Origin of the sequence: Pseudonocardia sp. EC080619-01 (genome assembly GCF_001420995.1) — a bacterium.
Lineage (GTDB): Bacteria > Actinomycetota > Actinomycetes > Mycobacteriales > Pseudonocardiaceae > Pseudonocardia.
Genome location: NZ_CP012184.1, coordinates 1,218,126 through 1,238,090 on the forward strand (window position 1 = coordinate 1,218,126; position 19,965 = coordinate 1,238,090).

Here is a 19,965-nt window from a genome sequence, read left to right on the forward strand (position 1 = left end):
CATGTCCCCCACCCCCGCCCAGCGGCTCGCGTCCCTGCTGGAGGACGTCCTCGGCGCCCCGCTCCCGGTGCGGCTGCGCGCCTGGGACGGCAGCGAGGCCGGTCACCCGGGTTCCCCGGACGACCCGCACCCGCCGACGGTGATCGTCCGGCGCCGGCGCGCGCTGCGACGCCTGCTCTGGTCCCCGGGCGAGCTGGGGCTGGCCCGCGCGTTCGTCTCCGGTGACCTGGACGTCGACGGCGACGTCGCCGACGGGCTGTCCCGGTTCTGGCAGCTGGCCCGCCCCGGTTCCGGGGCGGTGCGGCCGGACCTGCGGCAGAAGGTGTCGGCGCTGCGCACCGCGGCCCGGCTGCGCGCCGTGGGCCCGCCGCCGAAGCCGCCCGCCTCGGAGGCCCGGCTCGGCGGCCGGCTGCACACGCGACGGCGCGACTCCGACGCGATCAGCCACCACTACGACCTCTCCAACGAGTTCTACGCGTTCCTGCTGGACCCGCAGATGGCGTACTCGTGCGGCTACTGGACCCGTGACGAGGGCCCCGACTACACCCTGGTCGACGCGCAGCGCGACAAGCTGGACCTGATCTGCCGCAAGCTCGGGCTCGGGCCCGGGATGCGGCTGCTCGACGTCGGCTGCGGCTGGGCGTCGCTGCTGGTGCACGCCGCCGAGCACTACGGCGTGCACGCCACCGGGGTGACGCTGTCGGCGCAGCAGCGCGACTACGGCGTCGAGCGGGTCCGGCGCGCGGGCCTGTCCGACCGGGTCGAGATCCGCCTGCAGGACTACCGCGAGATCGACGACCAGCCGTTCGACGCGGTGGCCTCGATCGAGATGGGCGAGCACGTCGGCCAGGACAACTACCCCGTGTACGCGGAGCGGCTGCACCGGCTGCTGCGCCCGCACGGCCGGCTGCTGCTGCAGCAGATGTCGCGCGGATCGGCCGGCGCCAACACCGCCCCGGGCGGCGGGGCGTTCATGGAGTCCTACGTCGCCCCGGACATGTACATGCGCCCGCTCGGCGAGACCCTCGGCTTCCTGGAGCGTGCCGGGCACGAGATCGTCGACGTGCACTCGCTGCGGGAGCACTACGTGTGGACGGTCCGGCCCTGGTTGGAGACCCTGCAGCGGCACCGCGAGACCGCCGTCCGGATGATCGGTGAGGAGCAGTGGCGGATCTGGCTGCTGTACCTGGCCGGGGCCGCGCTGGCCTTCGAGGAGAACCGGATGGGCGTGCACCAGGTCCTCACCGTGCGCCCCGGGACCGACGGCACCTCCGGGCTGCCGCGCAGCCGCTCCGGGATCCTGGGCCGCGACCCCGCCCTGGACCCGGCCCCGGCGGCTCCGGCGCGCGAGCAGGACCCCGCCACCGCAGGATGATCACGTGAACCCGTACCCCTGGACCGCCCTGGCCGCGAACCTCGGCGTCACCCTGGCCGCCGTCCTCGTGCTGATGGTCGTGGCGCTCGCGGTCGGCGTGCGGCGCGGCCGGCACGACGGCGTCGACGTCGTCTGGGGGCTCGGGTTCGTCCTGGTCGCGCTGGTCAGCGCGGTGACGGCGACGCTGCTCGATCCCTCCGGGGACGCCTGGCGACGGGTGCTGGTGGTCGTTCTCGTCACCGTCTGGGGTGGCCGGCTGGCCCGGCACATCGCCCGGCGCAACCACGGGAAGCCGGAGGACCGGCGCTACGTCGATCTCCTCGCCCGCGCGCCCGGGAACCCGGCGGCGTACGCGTTCCGGAAGGTCTACCTGACCCAGGGCGCGGTCATGTGGGTCGTGTCGCTGCCGGTGCAGATCGCGCCGTACGGGGCGGTGGGGACCTGGGGCGTGGTCGTCACCGTGCTCGGGATGCTGGTCTGGGCGGTCGGGTTCGGCTTCGAGGTCGTCGGCGACGCCCAGCTGGCCCGGTTCACCGCCGATCCCGCGCACCGCGGCGAGGTCCTCGACTCCGGGCTGTGGCGCTACACGCGGCACCCCAACTACTTCGGCGACGCGTGTGTCTGGTGGGGGCTGGGGCTCCTGGCCCTGGCACATCCGGCCGGGCTGATCGGTCTGGTCGGCGTCGCCGTCATCACGGCCAACCTGGTCAAGGGCACGGGCGCCGCACTGCTGGAGCGCGACATCGCCGACCGGCGCCCCGGCTACGCCGACTACGTCCGCCGCACCAGCGGGTTCCTCCCGCTCCCGCCGCGCGCGCCCCGCCCGCAGCCGTGACCCGCCTGCGGGATCATCGGACGCACCCGGACGCCGAACCGGCACGGTCCGCGGACCGAACGTCACGGCGAGACCGTTCCCCTTCCAGCCCTTCCCAGCCCGAGGAGACACCATGGCCGTCGGCGACCTCGCCACCGACTTCGAACTGGCCGACGAGACGGGCGCCCCGCGCCGGCTCACCGACCTGCTGGCCGCCGGCCCGGTCGTCCTGTTCTTCTACCGCGCCGCGATGACGGGCGGCTGCACCCAGGAGGCCTGCCACTTCCGCGACCTCTCGGCGGAGTTCGCCGAGCTGGGCGCGCAGCCCGTCGGGATCTCCAGCGACCGGCCGGACAAGCAGAACATGTTCGCCGCCGCGAACGGCTTCGGCTTCCCGCTGCTGTCCGACGCCGACCACACCGTCGCGAAGTCGTTCGGCGCGTGGCGGGCGTGGCTGCCGGGCAACTTCCACACCCGGCGCCGCACCTTCGTCATCGGCACCGACCGCCGGATCCTCGCCGAGATCGGCTCCGAGACGGCGATGACCAAGCACGCCGACGACGCGCTGGCCACGCTGCGCGAGCAGCGAGCCGCGTAGGTCAGGGCAGCGTCAGGATCTCCGCGCCGTCGTCGGTGACGACGATGGTGTGCTCGAACTGGGCGACCCAGGACTTGTCCTTGGTGACGACGGTCCAGTCGTCGTCCCAGGTGTCGTGGTCGATGCCGCCGAGGGTGATCATCGGCTCGATCGTGAAGGTCATCCCCGGGACGAGCTCGGTGTGCACGTCGGGCTGGTCGTAGTGCAGCACGACCAGGCCCGAGTGGAACTCGTGGGCGATGCCGTGGCCGGTGAAGTCACGGACGACGCCGTAGCCGAAGCGCTTCGCGTAGGACTCGATCACCCGTCCGACGACGTTGAGCTCACGGCCCGGGCGGACGGCCTTGATCGACCGCATCGTCGCCTCGCGGGTGCGCTCGACGAGCAGCCGCGGCTCCTCGGCGACGTCACCGGCGAGGAACGTGGCGTTGGTGTCGCCGTGCACACCGTTCACGAAGGCGGTGACGTCGACGTTGAGGATGTCGCCGTCGTCGATCACCGTGCTGTCCGGGATCCCGTGGCAGATGACCTCGTTGAGGCTGGTGCAGCAGGACTTCGGGAAACCGCGGTAGCCCAGCGTCGACGGGTAGGCGTCGTGGTCGAGCAGGAACTCGTGGACCACGCGGTCGATCTCGTCGGTGGTGATCCCGGGCCGGACCGTCTCGCCGGCCAGCGCGAGCGCCTGCGCGGCGACCTTCCCGGCGTGCCGCATGAGCTCGATCGTCTCGGGCGTCTGGACGTCACCGTTGCGGCTGCGCGCCGGGGCCGGCTTGCCGACGTACTCGGGCCGCGGGATGTGCTTCGGCACCTCGCGGATCGGGGTCTGCGTGCCGGGGACGAGCAACGTGCGGGTGGCCATGTCCTCCATGGTAGGCCTCGGAGCGCGTCCTCAGCCGCGTGACGTCTCCCGCGCCGCCCGCACCCGTACGACGGCCGCCGAGACCCCGCGCCAGCCCAGCAGCAGCACGGCGAGCGCGACCACCGTCACGATCGCGAAGGACAGCGGGAGCCGGCCCAGGAACGCCCAGCGCAGCAGGCACCCCACGCCCGCGGTGAGCGCCACCACCACCAGTCCCGCACGGAACGAGACCGGCTCGGCCCGCACCCACGGCGTCGCCCACGCCACCGCCGCCCCGGCCAGGAACGGCAGCGCGGTCCCGGCGAGCCCGACGACGCTGCCCGCCTCGGCATGGCTCATCCGCCCGATCGCGGCGAACACCACGACCGCAACGACATCGGCGACCACAGCACCCCGACGGGAGAACACGAACCAAGGATAGGCCGTGATCACGGATCGGGAAGCGGGGCGGCCACCTGTGACCGCCGGGCTTCCCGATCCGTGATCACCGCGGGACGTTCTGCAGGAACTGGGAGGAGAGCTGGACCGCTGGGCCGGACGAGCCGCCGTCGACGATGAGGGTGGCGAAGGCCAGGTCGCCGCGGTAACCGGTGAACCAGCCGTGCGCGCGGTTGCTGCCGTCGGGCCCGGCGTACTCGGCGGTGCCGGTCTTGCCGAACACCTCGCCCTGCCCGTTCACCGCCGTCGCCGTGCCGGAGGTGACGACCGCCCGCATCATCGGCCGCAGCTGGTCGAGCACCGCACGGTCGGGGGTGCCCGGCGCGACCGTCGCCTCGGAGGGCAGGCCACGGATCAGGCTCGGTGTCACCGGGGCGCCGTGCGCGATCGTCGCCGACACCATCGCCATCCCGAACGGCGACGCCAGCACGTCGCCCTGGCCCATCCCGTCGGACGCCCGCTGCAGGTCGTCGGTCGCCGCGTCGACGCTGCCGGTGATCGTCGTCATGCCGGGGATGTTCCAGTCCGCGCCGAAGCCGAGCGCCTTGCCCGCGTTCGGCAGCCCCTCCGCCGGGAGGCCGAGGGCGAGCCGGGTGAAGGTGGTGTTGCACGAGCGGGCGAACGCCTGCTGCAGCGGGACGGTGCCGAGCGCGAACGTGTCCTCGTTCGGGATGGTCCGGCCGTCGATCACGGTGGTGCCGGGGCAGTCGACCGGCGACTGCGGGGTGAGGTTCTCCGCGGGCATCGCCCCGTACGCGGTGATCATCTTGAAGGTGGAGCCCGGGGGGTAGCGGCCGGTCAGGGCGACGGCGCCGTCCCGGTCGGCGGCCGGGTTCTGCGCGACGGCCAGGACCGCGCCGGTCGACGGCCGCACCGCGACGATCATCGCCTGCCGGGACTGCCCGTCGACGGCGGCCTGCGCGGCGTCCTGCACGGTGCGGTCCAGCTCCAGGGTCACCGGCTGCCCGGGCCCCGGCGGGGTGCCGGTCAGCGAACGGGCCGTGGACCCGTCCGCACCGACGGCGTCGACCGACCAGCCGGGCGTCCCGCCCGCGGCCTTGTCGATCTCGGCGCGGGCGCCCTGGATCACCTGGCCCGCGAACCCGGAGTCCGGGGGCAGCAGCCGGGTCGACGGCGCGAACCGCACCCCGGGGAGCTCGTAGATCCGGTCACGGACGCGCTGGTAGTCCGGCTGGCGCAGGACGGCGACCGTGTACGCCTGCCCCTCCGGGGTCCCGTTCGCGCCGGCGGTGATGCTCTGCCGGGTGATCGCGGGGTCGACCCCGCCGAGCGCGGAGCCGAGCGGCCCCGCGGCCTGGGCGACGTTGCGCTTGTCCAGGGTGATCGTGACGACCGGGGTGGGCGCGAGCAGCGTCGCGCCGCTCGCGTCGAGCACCGGAGCCGGATCGGCCGTGACGGTGCGGGCGACCGGGCGCTGCCCGTCGGCCAGGTCCGGCGCGAACGCCGCCGGGGACCAGTCGACCGCCCAGCCGGTGTCGTTCGCGTCCGTCTCCGGGGCGGCGACGAGGGGCAGGTCCAGGGTGTAGTTCCAGGCCCGGCCCTGCCCGAGGTCCCAGTTCACCTCGATCGTCGAGGTGGCCCGCTCCCCCTCGGTGCGGGTGCCGGTGACCCGCGCGGTCATCGCGGTCGCGGACAGGTCGGTGCGGGCGCGCTCGAGGTACGGTCCGGCCGCTGCCGGGTCGGTCGTGTACCCGCCCGCGACGGGCGCGTTGCCGGCCGCCCACGCCTCGGCGTACCGCTCGGCCGTCGTGCCTGCCCCCTCCCAGGGACGCAGCAGCGCCACGACGACGCCGGCCGCCGCCAGGACGGCGATCACGGCAGCGAGGACGACGGGGCGGTTCCGCAGGGAGCGCACGGTCGGTCAGTATGCCCACCCGGAGATCACGTGGAGATGAAGCCCCGGGGCAGCCGGCTCAGAACAGGACCGTCGCGAACCGGGCGACCTGGGTGAACCCCACCCGCCGGTACGCGGCGCGGGCCGGGGTGTTGAAGGCGTTGACGTACAGGCTGGCGCACCGGCCCATCGCGGACAGCGCCATCGCGACCGAGGCGGTGCCGGACGTCCCGAGGCCGTGCCCGCGCCAGGCCGGGTGCACCCAGACGCCCTGGATCTGCCCGACCGTCCGGGACAACGCACCGACCTCGGCCTTGAACACGACCTCGCCCTCGTGGAACCGGGCGAACGCCCGCCCCGAGGTGATCAGCTCGGCGACCCGGGCGCGGTACCCCGCGCCGCCGTCGCCGTCACGGGGGTCGACGCCGACCTCCTCGGTGAACATCGCGACGGCCGCCGGCAGGTAGCGGTCCAGCTCGGCGATCCGCACCGGGCGCACGTGCGGGTCGGGCGCCACCGCGGGCGGCCCCTGCAGCGCCATCAGTGGCTGGTCGGCGCGGATCTCGCGGGCCGGGCCCCAGCCGGGGGCGAGCTCGTCCCACAGCGGCATGACCAGCTCGGCACGGCCGACCAGCGACGAGCAGACCCGCCCACCACGCCGCGCGCGGTCGGCGAAGGCGCGGATCGCGGCACGCTCGCCCCGCAGCGGGACCAGGTTGGCCCCGGAGAAGCAGAGCCCGTCGGCCGGCCCGCCGTACGACCACAGCTCACCGCCGAGCCGCCACGGATCCAGGCCCACGGCCTCGACGCGGGCGGCGACCATGCACGAGGCGACCGGATCGGCGTCGAGGGCGTCGTGCACCCCGGAGCGGTGACGATCGTCGAGAAGCCGTGCACCGGCCACCCTCAGCACGTCGGTCATCATGCCACGCGGACGGGACGCCAGCGCAGAGCCTTGTTCAGCCGACCGTCACCTGTGGCTCGCCCGTGGCGCCGTCGACCGGCTCGCCCATCTCCTCGGCGATCCGCATGGCCTCCTCGATGAGGGTCTCCACGATCTTGTGCTCCGGCACGGTCTTGATGACCTCGCCCTTCACGAAGATCTGGCCCTTGCCGTTGCCGGAGGCGACGCCGAGGTCGGCCTCGCGGGCCTCGCCCGGACCGTTCACGACGCAGCCCATGACGGCCACCCGCAGCGGGACCTCCATGCCGGTCAGGCCGGCGGTGACCTCGTCGGCGAGGGTGTAGACGTCGACCTGGGCCCGCCCGCAGGACGGGCAGGACACGATCTCCAGCTTGCGCGGGCGCAGGTTCAGCGACTCGAGGATCTGCTGGCCGACCTTGATCTCCTCGACCGGCGGCGCGGACAGGGACACCCGGATCGTGTCGCCGATCCCCTGGCGCAGCAGCGCGCCGAACGCGACCGCGGACTTGATGGTGCCCTGGAACGCCGGGCCGGCCTCGGTGACGCCGAGGTGCAGCGGGTAGTCGCACTGCTCGGCCAGCAGCTCGTAGGCACGGACCATGACGACCGGGTCGTTGTGCTTCACCGAGATCTTGATGTCGTGGAAGTCGTGCTCGGCGAACAGGCTCGCCTCCCACAGCGCGGACTCGGCGAGGGCCTCCGGCGTGGCCTTGCCGTGCTTCTCCATCAGCCGCTTGTCCAGCGAGCCGGCGTTGACGCCGATCCGGATCGGCGTGCCGTGGTCGCGCGCGGCGTGCGCGATCTCCTTGACCTGGTCGTCGAACTTGCGGATGTTGCCGGGGTTCACCCGGACCGCGGCGCAGCCCGCCTCGATCGCGGCGAACACGTACTTCGGCTGGAAGTGGATGTCGGCGATCACCGGGATCTGCGACTTCTGCGCGATGGCCGGGAGGGCCTCGGCGTCGTCGGCGGACGGGCACGCGACACGGACGATGTCGCAGCCGGACGCGGTCAGCTCCGCGATCTGCTGCAACGTCGCGTTGACGTCCGAGGTCAGGGTGGTCGTCATCGACTGGACGGAGATCGGGTGGTCGGAGCCGACGCCGACCGGCCCGACCTGCAGCTGCCGGGTCTTCCGGCGCGGGGCCAGGGTCGGCGCGGGCGCGGAGGGCATACCCAGGGAGACGCTCACGACCCCCACTATCCCATCGCTGCGCGCAGCGTGCCGTCTCCGGTGAGGAGGGGCACTGCGCTCCCCCCGCTCGACGGAGAGCGGTGGTGGCCGTAACCGCGGCCTGACCAGTGCAGGGGTACAGCCCCAGCAGCTCGCACACCGCTCGACTCATGGCCCGGAAGGCCCTCGACCAATCGCCGCACGATCGCTCAGTCCACGGCTGATAACGAGTAGATCACCACGAGCACGGACCGGCACCGCTGCAAGCGTGATTACTCACCAGTTCCCACACTCCAAGATTTGACGCCGCGTAACCGGCCAGCCTCGCGAGCGGCAAATGGCCGCACTTTTGGGCGAGACAGCCAATCAAGAGTTGCACTTGGAGAGACAACACCCAACCATTAGGCGAGCAGAAGGGAGTCGGCAACCGTGAAACACAGACTGATCATCTTTCTCGTCGCGCTAGCCACAATGAGCCTACTTGGGGTCAGCCCGGCGTCAGCAAGCCCTCAAATTCCGTCGCGCGCTTATACGACGGCCTCTATCCATTCTCAGTCGGATGTAAGTCAAGGTGTTGAGATGTGCAACGGCCTGATTTCTAACACCTTCACAATGTCCAAGGTGATAAATGTCAAGACGGAGCCCGCAACTGGCAAGAAGTATAAGAATCCGCCGTCTACGAGTATCAATGTATACTACGACAACGGCCTACAGTGTCACGTCATCGTTCGAAACGGGAAGGCCTTGCACGGGCCCCATGCCAGAACTCCCGACGAGAAACCTGCAGTGTCGGTATGACACAACATGCAGACGAGGCGATCCAGGCAGAAGTGCTGGACCTGCTTCTAATGGGTCCGGAAACGACGGCAGCCCTTGCCGCAATGCTTGACGAGACGACTGAGAGTCAGGTTCTCAAATCACACCCGTCGGTCTACTCAGGGGTTAGCAAAGCAACTAGTCAACTCGAACGGGAAAATCTCATTCGTAAATCGGCGCACTTCCGCGATAATTGGGAGTTGACAGATCATGGCACCGCGCGTGCTCGCCTGAGCGATCTCACCAAGGACGAATCCCTGGACAACGATTAAGCGGAAATATCATGTTCTGCCCTGGTTCTCCTGTGCGTCCTGCAGCGTCGACGAGTGCGGCAGCCAGGTGGCCAACTCGATCGGCCAGCCGTCGTCGGCCAGCAGGCGCACCACCGCCGGGTCGTCGTCGAGCATCATCGCGACCTCCCGCTCCTCGGCGAGCAGGCGCAGCACCTCGCGCTTGACGTAGCGGGCGGGCCGCAGGTCGTCGTCGGCGCGCATGAACAGCGGTCCCGTCGGCAGGCCGCACCCAGCGAGCCAGCGCTCGGTGAGCCGCCGGTTCCGCTCCGGGCGCCCGGTCAGGTAGACGACGTCGAACTCCTTCTGTGCCTCCCGCAGCCGCTCCGCGCCCTCGTCGAGCAGCGGGTCGGCGTGCGCGGCGGCGAAGAACTTCTCCCAGCGGTGCACGTCGAGGAAGTGCAGCCGGTGCGAGACGTCGGCGAGGACACCGTCGATGTCGAAGACCGCGAGCGGCCTGTCGCCACACTGCGCGGTCACCCGAAGAACCGGACCGGGTTGACGATGTCGGCGATCGCGAGAAGGAGCGAGAAACCGATGAAGACGAGCACGAAGACGTAGGCGAACGGCAGGAGCTTAGCCGCATCGACCGGCCCCGGATCGGGTCTACCGAGGAGCCGCGCGGTGTTCCTCTTGATCGCCTCCCAGATGGCCGGAACGATCTGGCCCCCGTCCAGTGGCGGGATCGGGAGCAGGTTGAGCAGGAACAACGAGATGTTCACCGCCGCGAGGAGCCCGAGAAATAGGGACACGTCCTGCTGCCAGGGGACGTCGTCCTGAGCGAGGATCTCGCCTCCGATACGAGAGACTCCGACGACGCCGACGGGGCTGTCCGGCGCACGCTCCTCACCGAGGAACGCAGCGCCGAAAAGTGCGGGGACACGCTCCGGGATCTGCGTGATCGCCTCGCCGCTGCGGACGATCATGGCGCCCATCTCCGTCGCCACCGTGCCGGGACCCTGCCGCACGTAGTCGGGGAGCAGGGACACCCCGATGAAGCCGGCCGTGACCGTGCGCGCCGGGTCCCGGAGATCCTGGACCTCGTTGTCGATGATGGTCACCGACGTCGCGATCCGCTCGCCATCTCGGTCGATGACGATCGGGGTCGGTCCCGACGCGACCCGGATGGCCTCGCGCAACTGCTGCCCCTGGGCCTCGGCGATGTCCTGGCCGGCGATGCTCACGATCCGATCACCGGGGAGCAGGCCCGCGGCCGCCGCGGGCGTCAGCGGCGCATCCACCGGGCACTGCTCGACCTGCTGGGTCACCGCGACGCTCGCCGGGACAACACACTCACTGACGTCGGAGATGCGGGTGCCGTCGGTCGCCTGTCCCACGCCCATCAGCAGGATCGCGAACACCACGACCGCCAGGATCAGGTTCATGAACGGCCCGGCGAACATGACGACGATCCGCTTCCACGGCGCGCGGGTCCAGAACTGCCGGTCCTCGTCCTGCGGCAGCACGTCCATCTGCGACTGCCGCCGGGCGTCGTCCATCAGGCCCTGGAACGGGCCGGTGCGCCGGCTGCGGCCGAGCCGCCCGGACCCGGGGGCCGGCGGCAGCATCCCGATCATGCGGACGTAGCCGCCGAGCGGGATCGCCTTGATCCCGTACTCGGTCTCGCCCCTCTTCACCGACCAGATCGTCCGGCCGAACCCGACCATGAACTCGGGGACCTTGATCCCGAACCAGCGGGCCGTCGTGAAGTGGCCCAGCTCGTGCCAGGCGATCGACAGGAGCAGCCCGAAGAAGAAGATCGCGATACCGACGATCGTCCAGAGCACGGTCACGACGCCGCCTTCTCCCGCGCGTGGGCGCGGGCCCACTCCTCGGCCGCCAGCACGTCCGCCACGGTAGCGGGGTCACCCGTCCAGGCGTCGGCCGCCTCCAGCACCTCACCGAGCAGGTCGGTCACGCCCAGGTAGCCGATCCTGCCCTGCACGAACGCCGCCACGAGCTCCTCGTTGGCCGCGTTGAGCACGGCGGGCACGCAGCCGCCGGCGAGACCGGCGGCGCGGGCGAGCCGGACGCCGGGGAACGCGTCGTCGTCGAGGGGCTCGAAGGTCCAGGTCTGCGCCTCGGCGAAGTCGCAGGCGGCGGACGCTCCGGGGAGCCGGTCCGGCCATCCCAGCGCGAGCGCGATCGGCAGCCGCATGTCCGGCGGCGACGCCTGGGCGATCGTGGAGCCGTCGGCGAAGGTGACCATCGAGTGCACGATCGACTGCGGGTGCACGGTGACGTCGATCCGGTCGTACGGGGTACCGAACAGCAGGTGCGCCTCGATCACCTCGAGTCCCTTGTTCACCAGGGTCGCCGAGTTGATCGTGATGACCGGGCCCATGTCCCAGGTGGGGTGCTTGAGCGCCTGGTCGAGGGTCACGTCGGCCAGCGAGGCCCGGTCCCGGCCGCGGAACGGCCCGCCGGACGCGGTCAGGACGAGCCGGTCGACCTCCGACGCCCGGCCGCCGCGCAGGCACTGGGCCAGCGCGGAGTGCTCGGAGTCGACCGGCACGATCTGCCCGGGCCCGGCGGCGGCGAGCACCAGCGGCCCGCCCGCGACCAGCGACTCCTTGTTCGCCAGCGCCAGCCGGGCCCCCGACTCCAGCGCGGCCAGCGTCGGCCGGAGCCCGCGGGACCCGGTGATGCCGTTGAGCACGATGTCGGCGCCCGCGGCGGCGACGAGCTCGGTCGCGGCGTCCGGCCCGTCGAGCACCTCGACGCCCGGGAGCTGCTCCCGCAGTGCCTCCGCCGCGGCCGGGGACGACACGGCGACCCGCGGCACCCGGTGCTCCCGCGCCTGGGCGGCCAGCGCGGGCACGTCCGACCCGCCGGCGGCCAGCCCGGTGACGGCGAACCCGCCGGCCTTCGCGATCACATCGAGGGCCTGGGCGCCGATCGACCCGGTACTGCCCAACACGACGAGTGACTTCATCACCGTCCATCATCCTCGCCCCGCGTGCTGTGCGACGATGGCCCCGCAGTGAGCGGAGCGGGAGGAACCACCGTGGCGAGCAACACACGCGAGGTCGCGATCAGGTCGGGCGTCGACCCCGAGGCGGAGCCGTCGGTCGACTGGGGATGGCACCAGAACTTCACGAAGGGCCTCCCGATCGCCGCGGGCCTCACGGGCGTCGTCCTGCTGCTGTTCCTGATCGGCCACCCGGCCAGCTGGACCGAGATCCTCTACATGGCGATCCCGGCCGTGTTCTGCCTGGTCGGCGCCGTCGTGTACCCGATCTACAAGCGGCGCAGCTGGCGGCACTGAGCAGGACGTGGCCGCCAGCGCGGGTGAGCCGGTCGAGCTGACGATCGGCGACCGCGTCGTGCGGCTGTCCAGCCCGGACCGCGTCTACTTCCCGGCCCGGGGCGAGACCAAGCGGGACCTGGCCGCGTACTACGAGTCCGTGGGCGACGGCATCGTCCGCGCGCTCCGCGACCGGCCCTGCATGCTGCACCGGTTCCCCACCGGCGTCACCGGGGAGAAGGTGCACCAGAAGCGGCTGCCGCGCGGTGCCCCGGACTGGGTCCGCACGGTGCGCGTGCACTTCCCGCGCTTCAACCGCACCGCAGACGAGTTGTGCGTGGGCCACCTCGCCGACGTCGTGTGGGCGGTGCAGATGTCCACCGTCGAGTTCCACCCGTGGAACTCCCGCGCGGCCGACGTCGAGTCCCCCGACGAGTGGCGGATCGACCTCGACCCGATGCCCTCGGCCGGCTGGGGCGACGTGCGGCGGGTCGCCGGGGTCGTGCACGAGGTGCTCGACGAGCTCGGCGCCACCGGCTTCCCGAAGACGTCCGGCGGGTCCGGGCTGCACGTCTACGTCCGGATCCCGCCGGACCACGGGTTCGCCGACGTCCGCCGGGCGGCGCACGCGTTCGCCCGCGAGGTCGGCCGGCGCTGCGACCGGGTCGACCTGTCCTGGTGGCGGAAGGACCGGGACCCGTCGGCGATCTTCGTCGACTACAACCAGAACGCCCGCGACCACACGATCGCCTGCGCCTACTCGGTGCGCGGCACGCCCGACGCGCGGGTGTCGGCCCCGGTCCGCTGGGACGAGATCGACGCCTGCGAGCCCGGCGACTTCACCATCGCCACGATGCCCGCCCGGTACGCCGAGCTGGGCGACCTGCACGCGGGCATCGACGAGGCCGTCTTCGCCATCGACCCGCTGCTGGAGTGGGCAGACCGCGACGCCCGCGACGGCGCCCCTCCCCCGGACCTCCCCGACCTCGACGACGCGTGAGCCCCGGTCCCCTCCGCCGAGATGCGGACCAGAGTCGCCCGGTGATCGGGAACTCGCGCTGAGCCGCATCTCGGCGGAGACGGTCCGGCTCCGGACGACCGGGGCCTGGCAGGATGCCGGACGTGGAGGACGAGTTCCGCAAGCGGCAGCTCAACCGGGTCGGCTACGGCGTCGGCGGCGGGCTCGTCGTCGGCTGCGCGATCTGGACGCTGGGCGGCTCGTGGTGGTGGGTCGTGGTGTTCCTCGCCGTCGGCGTCGCGCTCGGCCTGTTCCTGCGCACGACCACCCCGCCCGGCCCGCAGGACTGATCAGCCGCCCGACACGGCGCGGAGCCGGGCGAACTCGGCGACCATCCCGGCCCGCGACCAGTGCGCGTTGAGCCCGGACGGGTTCGGCAGCACCCAGACCCGCGTGGCGCCGAGGCGGTCGTCCTGCTCCCCCACCGCGGCGTCGCGCCGGCCGAACGCGGTCCGGTAGGCGCCGATCCCGACGACCGCGAGCCAGCGCGGCGCGCGGGCGCCGACCAGGGTGCGCAGGTGCTCGCCACCGGCGACCAGCTCGTCGTCGGTCAGCTCGTCGGCCCGCGCGGTCGCGCGCGGCGCCATGTTGGTGATGCCCAGCCCGAGCCCGGCCAGCTCGCCCTGCTCGGCGGGCGTCAGCAGCCGCGGCGTGAACCCGGACCCGTGCAGCACCGGCCAGAACCGGTTCCCCGGGCGGGCGAAGTGGTGCCCGGTCGCCGCGGAGACCAGGCCCGGGTTGATCCCGCAGAACAGCACCCGCAGCGGCGGGTCACCGGGGCCGGGGAGCACGTCCGGGATCATCCGGTCCCGGGCACGGTCGAGCTCGTCGCGGCTCGGCAGGCGTCCCACCCGGCCAGTATCCCGGCGGGCGATCAGTTCCGGGCGGCCGGCAGGTCCATCCCCCGACGGGCGAGCCGGGATGCCCGCACCGCCGCCCGAGAGGAGACTCCCCGCCGTGGACCTGCCCGTGATGCCCCCGGTGAAGCCGATGCTCGCCAAGCCCGCGTCGTCGATCCCCGACGGCCGGCTGTACGAGCCCAAGTGGGACGGCTTCCGCTCGATCGTCTTCCGGGACGGTGACGACGTCGAGATCGGCTCCCGCAACGAGCGGCCGATGACGCGCTACTTCCCCGAGGTCGTCGAGGCGGTGCGGGCGAACTTCCCGGACCGCGCGGTGATCGACGGCGAGATCGTCGTCGCGGACCCCGCGAACAACCGCCTCGACTTCGAGGCGCTCCAGCAGCGGATCCATCCCGCCGCGAGCCGGGTGACGCTCCTGTCGACCGAGACGCCGGCGTCGTTCGTGGCGTTCGACCTGCTCGCGCTCGGCGCCGACGACCTGACCGGGCTGCCGTTCGCCGAGCGTCGCGACCTGCTGGAGTCCGCGCTCGCCGACGCCGCCCCGCCGGTGCACCTCACCCCCGTCACCGACGACACCGGCACCGCCCGGCGCTGGTTCGACCGGTTCGAGGGCGCCGGGCTCGACGGCCTGATCGCGAAGGACCCGGCGGGGACCTACCAGCCGGACAAGCGCGTCATGACCAAGATCAAGCACGAACGGACCGCGGACTGCGTCGTCGCCGGGTACCGGGTGCACAAGTCCGGGCCGGACGCCGTCGGGTCGCTCCTGCTCGGCCTGCACGACGAGCGCGGGGTGCTGGTGTCGGTCGGTGTCGTCGGCGCGTTCCCGATGGCACGCAGACGGGAGCTGATGACCGAGCTCCAGCCGCTGGTCACCGGCTTCGACGAGCACCCGTGGGCCTGGGCGAAGCAGCTCGAGGGCGAGCGCACCCCGCGCAAGTCCGAGACGAGCCGCTGGAACGCCGGCAAGGACCTCTCGTTCGTGCCGCTGCGCCCGGAGCGGGTCGTGGAGGTGCGCTACGACTACATGGAGGGCGCCCGGTTCCGGCACACCACCCAGTTCGTGCGGTGGCGCCCGGACCGCGCCCCGGAGTCGTGCACCTACGAACAGCTGGACCGGCCGGTCGGGTTCGACCTGGCCGAGGTCCTCGCGGGCCGCGGCTGAGCCGCAGGACGCTCCGGGAGGACCGATCGGCGCCGGCGCGGTAGCGTCCGGCACCGCGTCTTGATCATCAACGGCAGCCGCAGGAGTCCCGGTGCACGAAGGTCGTGGGGAGCCGCACCGACCGCGGCTCGGCGTCCGCGTCGGCCATGCGCCGCAGCAACAGCCGCACCGCCTCCCGGCCGATCTCGGCGAACGGCTGCGCGACGACGGTGAGGCGTGGGCTGAACGCGTCGGCCCAGGGAAAGTCGTCGAACGCGGCCAGGGCGATGTCCCCGGGGACTGCCAGGCCGACGTCGTGCGCGGCCTGGACCGCACCGATGGTCATGGCGTTGTTACCGGTGATCAGCGCGCCGGGCCGGTCGGGGGCCGACAGGAGCGAGCGGACGGCGCTGCGGGCCGGCTCGGCCTCCGAGTGTCCTTCCAGGACGAGCCCGTAGTCGAGCCCGGCGCGGCGCAGTCCCAGCCGGTAGCCCTCGAGCCGCTCGACGGTCGTCGCGAGACCGGCCTGACCGGCGACGAACCCGATCCGGGTGTGCCCGGCCGCGGCCAGGTGATGGACCAGCCCGGCCACCGGCTCGACGTTCTCGGCGCCGACCTCGTCGTAGCCGCCACCGAGCATCCGGTCGACCAGGACGACCGGCACCTCCTGTTCGGACAGTGCCTCCAGCGTCCCCGACGAGTCCGCCGACGGCGCGAGCAGCAGCCCGTCGACACGGCTGCGCAGGCGGGCGACGGCCGTCGCCTCCGTGCCGGGGTCGTCGTGCGGGTCGGTGAGCAGCAGCGTGTACCCGGCGGCGGCCGCCTCGTCCTCGACGCCGTGCAGCAGCTCGCCGAGGTACGGGTTGGAGATCGCGGACAGGGCGAGCGCCACGGTGCGGGTGCGGGCGGTCGCGAGCGAGCGGGCTGCCGCGTTGGGCGAGTAGCTGACCTCGGCCATGGCGGCGAGCACCTGACGGCGGGTGTGCTCGCGCACCGGCCGGGTGCCGTTGAGCACATGGGAGACGGTCGCGGTGGACACCCCGGCGAGCCGGGCGACCTCGGCCATGGTCGCGATCGTGCACCTCCCTGTCACGGAACGAGCACAGAGTACAGGCAAGCGGTTGCGCAAGCGGTTACGCCGCGCATATCGTACACACATCCACCGGTCGGGCGTGCGTCGGATCACACCGATCAGGCCATTCTCGACGACGAGGGGTGCTCGTGAACAGACGGCTGCACCGATCGGGACCCGGCGGCCCACCCGCCGTTCCGGGTCCGCCGGCGCACACCGCGACCGGAGGGCCGGGCGGACCGCGTTCGCGCCGCCGCCGCTCCGCCGTCCTCACCTCGGTGCTCGCCGTGGTCGCGCTGGTCCTGTCCGGCTGCGCGGGAGCGGGGACGCTGGGCCTGCCCGAGGGCGCCCGGGTCGTGACGATCGCGATCGTGTCCAACCCGCAGATGGAGGACGCGATCGAGCTCAGCCCGCGCTTCGAGGCGGAGAACCCGGACATCAAGCTCCGGTTCGTCAGCCTGTCGGAGAACGAGGCGCGCGCGAAGATCACCGCATCGGTCGCGACCGGCGGCGACGAGTTCGACGCGGTGATGATCTCGAACTACGAGACCCCGCAGTGGGCCCGCAACGGCTGGCTGACCGACCTCGACCCGCTGATGGCGCAGACGCCGGGCTACGACCGCGAGGACTTCACCCCGAGCATCCGCAACGCCCTGTCCGGTCCGGACGGCCACATGTACTCGGTCCCGTTCTACGGCGAGTCGGCGTTCCTGATGTATCGCAAGGACCTCTTCGAGCAGGCCGGGCTGACGATGCCGGCGAAGCCGACCTGGGAGCAGGTCGCGGGGTTCGCCGACCGGCTGACCGACCGCTCGCAGGGCCGCGGCGGGATCTGCCTGCGCGGCAAGCCCGGCTGGGGCGAGGTCATGGCCCCACTCGACGCGATGATCAATTCCTGGGGTGGTCGCTGGTACGACCCGCAGTGGAACGCCCAGCTGAACTCCCCCGAGGTCCGCGAGGCCGCCAACTTCTACGTCGACCTGGTCCGCCGGGACGGGCAGGCCGGTGCCGCCGGGTCCGGGTTCTCCGAGTGCGGCAACCAGTTCAGCCAGGGCAACACCGCGATGTGGTTCGACGCCACGGTCGCCGCCGGCCTGCTGGAGAACCCGGAGGAGTCCAACGTCGTCGGGAAGGTCGGGTACGCCCCGGCCCCCACCGGCCCGGGCGGACTGCCGTCCAGCTGGCTCTACTCCTGGGCGCTGGCGATCCCGAAGACCACCGCCGACAAGGGCCCCGAGCAGGTCGACGCGACCTGGCGCTTCCTGTCCTGGATGACCTCGAAGCCCTACCAGCGGATGGTCGGCGAGGAGCTCGGCTGGACCTCGGTCCCGCCCGGTGCCCGCCAGTCCACCTACGAGATCCCGGAGTACGTCGAGTCGTCGAAGGCGTACGGCCCGCAGACCCGGGCGGCGATCAACGCCGCGAACCAGGACCGTCCCACCCGGGACCCGGTCCCCTACACCGGGCTGCAGTTCGTCGGGATCCCCGAGTTCCAGGACCTCGGCACCCGGGTCAGCCAGCAGATCTCGGCGGCCGTCGCAGGGCAGCAGAGCACCGACGAGGCCCTCGAGCAGGCCCAGCAGTACGCCCAGACCGTCGGTGAGGGCTACCAGCAGTCCGGGGAGGACCAGTGACCGCCACGGCCGAACGCGTCGAGGAGACGCGGACGCGACCGGCCTCCGGGCCGGGGTCGCGCAAGGACGGCTGGATCCGCCGGGCGCCGCTGCTGCCCGCGCTGATCTTCACGATCATCGTCACGCAGCTGCCGTTCCTGATCACCATCTGGTACTCGCTGCAGTCCTGGAACCTGGTCCGCCCCGGCAGTCAGCGCTTCGTCGGGCTGGAGAACTACGGGACGGTGTTCACCGACTCGCAGTTCCGGGGCGTCGCGCTGAACTCGGTGCTCCTGACGCTCGGCTCGGTCGCGATCGCGATGATCCTGGGCCTGGCGATCGCGCTGCTGCTGAACCGGGCGTTCGTCGGCCGCGGCATCGTCCGGACCCTGATCATCACGCCGTTCCTCATCACCCCGGTGGCCGGCGCGCTGCTCTGGAAGACGGTGCTGTTCGACCCGACCTACGGCCTGGTCAACTTCGTGCTCGGCCCGTTCGGCGCCGGCCAGACGGACTGGGTGTCGACGTTCCCGCGGACCGCGGTGATCATCGCGCTGGTCTGGCAGTGGACGCCGTTCATGATGCTGCTGATCCTCGCCGGGCTCGGCTCGCAGCCGCCGGAGGTCCTGGAGGCCGCCCGGATGGACGGCGCCACCGGCTTCGCCGTGTTCCGCGAGGTGACGCTGCCGCACCTGCGCCGCTTCATCGAGCTGGGCGTGGTGCTCGGGGCGATCTACCTGGTCAACACGTTCGACACGATCTACATGATGACCCAGGGCGGGCCCGGCACGGCGTCGGCGAACCTGCCCTTCTACATCTACCAGCGGGCGTTCCTGGGCTTCGACATCGGCGAGTCCGCCGCGATGGGCGTGGTCACCGTGGTCGCGACGATCATCATCGCCACCCTGGCCCTGCGCCTGATCTTCCGCAGCTTCTCCGCCGCCGAGGAGGCGTGATGACCGCCGTCGCCGACAAGACCACCTCGGCACCGCCGACGAGCCCGGCCCGCCCGGGGAAGGGCCGGGGCACCGGTGCGCTGCTGACGGTGCTGGCCTGGATCGTCGGCATCGGGTTCTTCTTCCCGGTGCTGTGGATGGTCATGACCGCGTTCAAGACCGAGGCGCAGGCCTACACGGTCCCGCCGACGGTCTTCTTCGCCCCGACGCTGGACAACTTCGCCGAGGTCTTCTCCGGCGGGGTCGGCCCGTACCTGCTGAACTCCGTGTTCGCGACCGTCGTGTCCACGCTGCTGGTCCTGGTGCTCGGCACCCCGGCCGCGTTCGCGCTGTCACTGCGCCCGGTGAAGAAGACGCAGGACGTCCTGTTCTTCTTCATCTCGACGAAGATGCTGCCGGTCGTCGCCGCGATCGTGCCGATCTACGTCGTCGTGAACTACATGGGCGCGCTCGACAACATCTGGACCCTGATCGTGCTCTACACCGCGATGAACCTGCCGATCGCGGTCTGGATGATGCGGTCGTTCTTCCTGGAGGTCCCGAAGGAGCTCCTGGAGGCGGCGAGCATGGACGGCGCCTCGCTGTGGCGCTCGCTGCGCGAGGTCGTCCTGCCGATCATCTCCCCCGGGATGGCGGCGACCGCGCTGATCTGCATGATCTTCGCCTGGAACGAGTTCTTCTTCGCGGTGAACCTCACCGCGTCGCGGGCGGCGACCGTGCCGGTCTACCTGGTCGGGTTCATCACCTCCGAGGGCCTGTACTTCGCCAGCCTCTGTGCCGCCGCGACCGTGGCCGCGCTGCCCGTCGTCATCGCCGGCTGGATCGCCCAGAACAAGCTGGTCCAGGGCCTGTCCTTCGGCGCCGTCAAGTGAGCCGCAGCATGAGCCGCCGGCACGTGATCACCATCG

Annotated in this window: 21 protein-coding genes; 11 read left to right on the top strand and 10 right to left on the bottom strand. The window is 71.9% G+C overall.

Annotated elements, in window-relative coordinates; genetic code table 11:
- Position 1 precedes the first annotated feature (1 nt).
- The 3 genes from AD017_RS05610 to AD017_RS05620 all read left to right on the top strand — a co-directional run bounded on the left by AD017_RS05610 (position 2) and on the right by AD017_RS05620 (position 2,787).
- Positions 2-1,375 (top strand): cyclopropane-fatty-acyl-phospholipid synthase family protein, encoded by a 1,374-nt coding sequence (locus tag AD017_RS05610; RefSeq protein ID WP_060573316.1) that lies wholly within the window; start codon positions 2-4, stop codon positions 1,373-1,375.
- Positions 1,376-1,379: 4 nt separating this feature from the next.
- Positions 1,380-2,210, top strand: a complete 831-nt coding sequence (locus AD017_RS05615; protein WP_060573318.1) for a DUF1295 domain-containing protein — start codon at positions 1,380-1,382, stop codon at positions 2,208-2,210.
- 112 nt (positions 2,211-2,322) lie between these two features.
- Positions 2,323-2,787 (top strand): peroxiredoxin, encoded by a 465-nt coding sequence (locus AD017_RS05620; protein WP_060573320.1) that lies wholly within the window; start codon positions 2,323-2,325, stop codon positions 2,785-2,787.
- A gap of 1 nt (position 2,788) precedes the next feature.
- Here AD017_RS05620 and map read toward each other — a convergent pair whose 3' ends face one another.
- From map to ispG, 5 genes are all read right to left on the bottom strand, one after another.
- A complete protein-coding gene (map, locus tag AD017_RS05625) occupies positions 2,789-3,646 on the bottom strand; it encodes a type I methionyl aminopeptidase (RefSeq protein WP_010239864.1) in 858 nt (285 codons plus the stop codon).
- 30 nt (positions 3,647-3,676) lie between these two features.
- Positions 3,677-4,054: a DUF3054 domain-containing protein gene (locus tag AD017_RS05630; protein ID WP_227012669.1), complete on the bottom strand. Its 378-nt coding sequence runs from the start codon at positions 4,052-4,054 to the stop codon at positions 3,677-3,679.
- Positions 4,055-4,130: 76 nt separating this feature from the next.
- The gene (locus AD017_RS05635) at positions 4,131-5,960 is read right to left on the bottom strand and encodes a penicillin-binding transpeptidase domain-containing protein (RefSeq protein WP_060573321.1); all 1,830 of its coding nucleotides are present in this window, start codon (positions 5,958-5,960) and stop codon (positions 4,131-4,133) included.
- A gap of 58 nt (positions 5,961-6,018) precedes the next feature.
- Positions 6,019-6,852, bottom strand: a complete 834-nt coding sequence (locus AD017_RS05640) for a GNAT family N-acetyltransferase (protein WP_060576252.1) — start codon at positions 6,850-6,852, stop codon at positions 6,019-6,021.
- Positions 6,853-6,898: 46 nt separating this feature from the next.
- Complete coding sequence (gene ispG, locus AD017_RS05645; protein ID WP_010239873.1) at positions 6,899-8,056, bottom strand: flavodoxin-dependent (E)-4-hydroxy-3-methylbut-2-enyl-diphosphate synthase; 1,158 nt, start codon at positions 8,054-8,056, stop codon at positions 6,899-6,901.
- Positions 8,057-8,832: 776 nt separating this feature from the next.
- Here ispG and AD017_RS34370 point away from each other — a divergent pair.
- Positions 8,833-9,126 (top strand): hypothetical protein, encoded by a 294-nt coding sequence (locus AD017_RS34370; protein WP_145982666.1) that lies wholly within the window; start codon positions 8,833-8,835, stop codon positions 9,124-9,126.
- 9 nt (positions 9,127-9,135) lie between these two features.
- On the opposite strand, the gene AD017_RS05650 is transcribed toward AD017_RS34370, so the two are convergent.
- The 3 genes from AD017_RS05650 to dxr are packed head-to-tail and all read right to left on the bottom strand — an operon-like array spanning position 9,136 to position 12,079.
- Positions 9,136-9,624 carry a hypothetical protein gene (locus AD017_RS05650; protein WP_060573323.1) on the bottom strand — a complete coding sequence of 163 codons (489 nt, stop codon included), beginning with the start codon at positions 9,622-9,624 and terminating at the stop codon, positions 9,136-9,138.
- A complete protein-coding gene (locus AD017_RS05655; RefSeq protein ID WP_060576253.1) occupies positions 9,621-10,937 on the bottom strand; it encodes an RIP metalloprotease in 1,317 nt (438 codons plus the stop codon). Before AD017_RS05655 ends, AD017_RS05650 begins: the two co-directional genes overlap by 4 nt.
- Entirely contained in the window at positions 10,934-12,079 is a 1,146-nt protein-coding gene (gene dxr, locus AD017_RS05660) for a 1-deoxy-D-xylulose-5-phosphate reductoisomerase (protein WP_060573324.1), read from the bottom strand. The genes AD017_RS05655 and dxr overlap by 4 nt, the downstream gene beginning before the upstream one ends.
- A gap of 72 nt (positions 12,080-12,151) precedes the next feature.
- Here dxr and AD017_RS05665 point away from each other — a divergent pair, with 72 nt between their 5' ends.
- The 3 genes from AD017_RS05665 to AD017_RS05675 all read left to right on the top strand — a co-directional run bounded on the left by AD017_RS05665 (position 12,152) and on the right by AD017_RS05675 (position 13,699).
- Positions 12,152-12,412 carry a DUF2631 domain-containing protein gene (locus AD017_RS05665; protein ID WP_010239883.1) on the top strand — a complete coding sequence of 87 codons (261 nt, stop codon included), beginning with the start codon at positions 12,152-12,154 and terminating at the stop codon, positions 12,410-12,412.
- 7 nt (positions 12,413-12,419) lie between these two features.
- The gene (gene ligD, locus AD017_RS05670) at positions 12,420-13,391 is read left to right on the top strand and encodes a non-homologous end-joining DNA ligase (RefSeq protein WP_060573326.1); all 972 of its coding nucleotides are present in this window, start codon (positions 12,420-12,422) and stop codon (positions 13,389-13,391) included.
- Positions 13,392-13,513: 122 nt separating this feature from the next.
- Positions 13,514-13,699, top strand: a complete 186-nt coding sequence (locus AD017_RS05675; RefSeq protein ID WP_010239887.1) for a hypothetical protein — start codon at positions 13,514-13,516, stop codon at positions 13,697-13,699.
- Here AD017_RS05675 and mug read toward each other — a convergent pair whose 3' ends face one another.
- Complete coding sequence (mug, locus tag AD017_RS05680; RefSeq protein ID WP_227012670.1) at positions 13,700-14,260, bottom strand: G/U mismatch-specific DNA glycosylase; 561 nt, start codon at positions 14,258-14,260, stop codon at positions 13,700-13,702.
- Between the two features lie 106 nt (positions 14,261-14,366).
- Here mug and AD017_RS05685 point away from each other — a divergent pair, with 106 nt between their 5' ends.
- Entirely contained in the window at positions 14,367-15,437 is a 1,071-nt protein-coding gene (locus tag AD017_RS05685) for an ATP-dependent DNA ligase (protein WP_010239891.1), read from the top strand.
- A gap of 67 nt (positions 15,438-15,504) precedes the next feature.
- On the opposite strand, the gene AD017_RS05690 is transcribed toward AD017_RS05685, so the two are convergent.
- Positions 15,505-16,482: a LacI family DNA-binding transcriptional regulator gene (locus tag AD017_RS05690; RefSeq protein WP_010239893.1), complete on the bottom strand. Its 978-nt coding sequence runs from the start codon at positions 16,480-16,482 to the stop codon at positions 15,505-15,507.
- A 284-nt stretch (positions 16,483-16,766) separates the two neighbouring features.
- Here AD017_RS05690 and AD017_RS05695 point away from each other — a divergent pair, with 284 nt between their 5' ends.
- Genes AD017_RS05695 through AD017_RS05705 form a run of 3 tightly spaced genes read left to right on the top strand, consistent with a single transcriptional unit; the run spans position 16,767 to position 19,929 of the window.
- Complete coding sequence (locus AD017_RS05695) at positions 16,767-18,122, top strand: sugar ABC transporter substrate-binding protein (RefSeq protein WP_060576255.1); 1,356 nt, start codon at positions 16,767-16,769, stop codon at positions 18,120-18,122.
- Positions 18,119-19,057, top strand: a complete 939-nt coding sequence (locus AD017_RS05700; protein ID WP_010239898.1) for a carbohydrate ABC transporter permease — start codon at positions 18,119-18,121, stop codon at positions 19,055-19,057. The genes AD017_RS05695 and AD017_RS05700 overlap by 4 nt, the downstream gene beginning before the upstream one ends.
- On the top strand, positions 19,057-19,929 hold the full coding sequence (locus AD017_RS05705; protein ID WP_033200371.1) for a carbohydrate ABC transporter permease: 873 nt from the start codon (positions 19,057-19,059) through the stop codon (positions 19,927-19,929). The genes AD017_RS05700 and AD017_RS05705 overlap by 1 nt, the downstream gene beginning before the upstream one ends.
- Positions 19,930-19,965: the final 36 nt, after the last annotated feature.

Bases quoted from the DNA above. Each gene is read 5' to 3' on its own strand.
- AD017_RS05620 (WP_060573320.1), top strand. From the start codon at position 2,323: ATGGCCGTCGGCGACCTCGCCACCGACTTCGAACTGGCCGACGAGACG.
- dxr (WP_060573324.1), bottom strand. From the start codon at position 12,079: ATGAAGTCACTCGTCGTGTTGGGCAGTACCGGGTCGATCGGCGCCCAG.
- AD017_RS34370 (WP_145982666.1), top strand. From the start codon at position 8,833: ATGACACAACATGCAGACGAGGCGATCCAGGCAGAAGTGCTGGACCTG.
- AD017_RS05610 (WP_060573316.1), top strand. From the start codon at position 2: ATGTCCCCCACCCCCGCCCAGCGGCTCGCGTCCCTGCTGGAGGACGTC.
- AD017_RS05705 (WP_033200371.1), top strand. From the start codon at position 19,057: ATGACCGCCGTCGCCGACAAGACCACCTCGGCACCGCCGACGAGCCCG.
- AD017_RS05690 (WP_010239893.1), bottom strand. From the start codon at position 16,482: ATGGCCGAGGTCGCCCGGCTCGCCGGGGTGTCCACCGCGACCGTCTCC.
- map (WP_010239864.1), bottom strand. From the start codon at position 3,646: ATGGCCACCCGCACGTTGCTCGTCCCCGGCACGCAGACCCCGATCCGC.